The sequence below is a fragment of the Streptomyces sp. NPDC059897 genome (assembly GCF_042730865.1).
Classification (GTDB): Bacteria; Actinomycetota; Actinomycetes; order Streptomycetales; family Streptomycetaceae; genus Streptomyces.
The window spans coordinates 1-1,855 of the sequence record NZ_JBHWKQ010000088.1 but is presented as its reverse complement, the minus strand read 5'-3'; the positions used below and the strand labels follow the sequence as shown (position 1 = coordinate 1,855).

The 1,855-nt window shown below is 54.1% G+C and carries 1 protein-coding gene and 1 pseudogene; both read left to right on the top strand.

Translation table 11 applies throughout. The features are described from left to right. A partial coding sequence (locus tag ACFV9W_RS39075; protein WP_326844977.1) for an EF-Tu/IF-2/RF-3 family GTPase occupies positions 1 to 421 on the top strand: 421 nt, incomplete at its 5' end. Between the two features lie 112 nt (positions 422 to 533). Continuing rightward, positions 534 to 1,779 (top strand): annotated as a pseudogene (locus ACFV9W_RS39070) (IS3 family transposase). Positions 1,780 to 1,855 lie beyond the last annotated feature (76 nt).

The following is a 1,855-nucleotide window of genomic DNA, read 5'->3' as shown; positions in this document are numbered from 1 at the left end:
CTGTACTGGCGTTGAAATGTTCCGCAAACTGCTGGACGAAGGCCGTGCTGGTGAGAACGTAGGTGTTCTGCTGCGTGGTATCAAACGTGAAGAAATCGAACGTGGTCAGGTACTGGCTAAACCAGGCTCCATCAAGCCGCACACCCAGTTCGAATCTGAAGTGTACATCCTGAGCAAAGATGAAGGTGGTCGTCACACGCCATTCTTCAAAGGTTACCGTCCACAGTTCTACTTCCGTACTACTGACGTGACCGGTACCATCGAACTGCCAGAAGGCGTAGAGATGGTAATGCCAGGCGACAACGTGAACATGGTTGTAACCCTGATTCACCCAATCGCGATGGACGACGGTCTGCGTTTCGCAATCCGTGAAGGCGGCCGTACTGTAGGCGCTGGTGTTGTTGCTAAAGTTATCGCTTAATCGCGAATAATTTTTCGACACAAAAAAGGGGCACTTCGGTGCCCTTTTTTTATGCAATTGACCCGTCCTGAATAGCGTTGACACATTTTACTCACGCACAGAGGAAAATGTGATGAACCAGTATATTAAACGCACACAACGCGATTACTCTCTATCCTTTAAACTGGCTGTCGTCGAACAGGTCGAAAAAGGCGAGATGACATACCGCCAGGCGCAAGATCGCTACGGTATCCAAGGCAGCCAGACTGTCATGAACTGGCTGCGCAAATACGGTCAACTTGACTGGCGAACTTCTCCTTCCACCAGAACGTGCGGAGACAACATGCCCAAACTCCCCCTGACGCCCGAACAGCGTATTAAAGAACTTGAGCAGCAACTGGCTGAATCTGAAGTCAAAGCCCAGTTCTTCGAAGCTGTCGTCAAAGTGATGAACACCGACTTTGGCGCCACGCTGACAAAAAAGCAGCTAACCGCCTTATCGCGCAAACACAAGTACCGGGACTCACAGTAACGCGGGCCTGCCGATGGATGGGCATCAGCCGACAAGCGTGGTATCAGTCCCTGCAGCGTGAAGCAGGCAAAGAGGAGCAGGCCCGGCATCTCGTCGAACAGGTGACGGCCATCCGCTTGCACCAACCCCGACTGGGGACACGTAAGCTGCATCACCTGTTGCGGCAACACCCCGAACCGGCGTTGCATGTGGGCCGTGACCGGTTGTTCAGTATCCTGCGCTGCGCGCGGTTACTGGTGATGCCTAAACGGGCGTATCACAAGACGACGCACAGCCATCATCGTTTTTATCGCCATCCCAACCTGCTAAAAGCGGGAGACAATCAAGTAATAGCCAGCCGTCCGGAACAGGTATGGGTGGCGGATATCACCTACCTGCCGCTGAGAACGGGGACGGCGTATGTCAGCCTGGTAACGGATGCCTGGTCGAGAAAAATCGTGGGATATCACGTGCATGACAGTCTGCATACCCGGCATGTCGCCTGCGCGTTCAAAATGGCACTGGCCGGCAGACGCACGGCGTTGCCGTTGGTGCATCACTCGGACAGGGGTATCCAGTACTGCTCGCAGGAATATCAGGCGTTACATCAGCAGTATGGCGTCATCTGCTCGATGACGGACGGGTATGACTGTTATCAGAACGCGCTGGCGGAACGGATAAACGGGATACTCAAAACGGAATACCTGCTCGGCAGGCCAGAAGATATCGCGCAGGCAAGAAAGATGGTCAGGGAGTCGGTGAACCTCTACAACACGCGGCGGCCGCACTTGTCGCTGAAATACAAAACGCCCGATGAGGTTCATCGGGCGTTATCCGGTTGAAAAGTGTCAACCTATATCAGGACTAGTCAGCGGAAACCGCGATTACGACGCGGTCTTGATGCTTTCGGCGCTGCGCAACCGGTCGTACGCCGCCGCCAGCAA